A 664-nucleotide genomic window follows, 5' to 3' on the forward strand; every position below is an offset into this window, starting at 1 on the left:
CACCGTAGCCTTACGGCTCACCTATGGTTCAGGCCACCCTTCAGCGTCGCTCCGGTGACATGCAACTCATGTCCGTCGAGATGTTCGATGACCAAGGCTACGCAGCCCCCCTGTCAATCGGCCCCGATGGCGGCAAGGGAACGCTGACATTCTTTGAAATGACGACAGACAACCAGGTCAGCGCCACAATCGAGGGAGAACTGCTGCGGCTTGCGGACTATACGAGTGAACCCAAAGTTGCCGAAGGTGCCACGCCGCAGCCCACCACGATTTCCTTTTCTGTGACCCTGCCACCTCTGGAAGAATAGGTTCCGCTTCGGGCTCACTGCCAGCATTAGATCGGTTGCAGCATTTTTCCTTGATCGGCCACTTCAGAAAATCGAGAGCGGGTCAGAGCCGCGGTCCAAAGTCATTCCTCAATGCTGCGGTGCGATCCTCCATTTCTGCCATTCGCGGCGTGTGCGCGAACAGCCCATGAGGCGGTGGTCCGTGACGACGATAACCTACCCATTCAACGTCAAGGATCAGAGTATAGAATGGCCTGCTGCCGGTTTCGTGGACACGAAGATAAGATCGTGACCATGGAATTGGAGATTGGATATGACGAGACGAAAGTTCAGCCGCGAGTTCAAGATCGAGGCAGTAAAGCTGGTGACCGAGCGGG

2 protein-coding genes are annotated in these 664 nt (G+C 56.0%); one reads left to right on the forward strand and one right to left on the reverse strand.

Going from position 1 to position 664, the window contains the following annotated elements; translation table 11 throughout:
• Nucleotides 1–23: 23 nt before the first annotated feature.
• On the forward strand, nucleotides 24–308 hold the full coding sequence (locus IEV82_RS23500) for a hypothetical protein (RefSeq protein ID WP_229748013.1): 285 nt from the start codon (nucleotides 24–26) through the stop codon (nucleotides 306–308).
• 82 nt (nucleotides 309–390) lie between these two features.
• Here the strand turns inward: IEV82_RS23500 and IEV82_RS23870 are convergent.
• Nucleotides 391–664: hypothetical protein (locus IEV82_RS23870; protein WP_229748014.1), on the reverse strand; the 274-nt coding region annotated here is incomplete at its 5' end.

The sequence above is a fragment of the Marivita lacus genome, assembly GCF_014637725.1.
In the GTDB taxonomy this organism is placed as follows: Bacteria; Pseudomonadota; Alphaproteobacteria; order Rhodobacterales; family Rhodobacteraceae; genus Marivita; species Marivita lacus.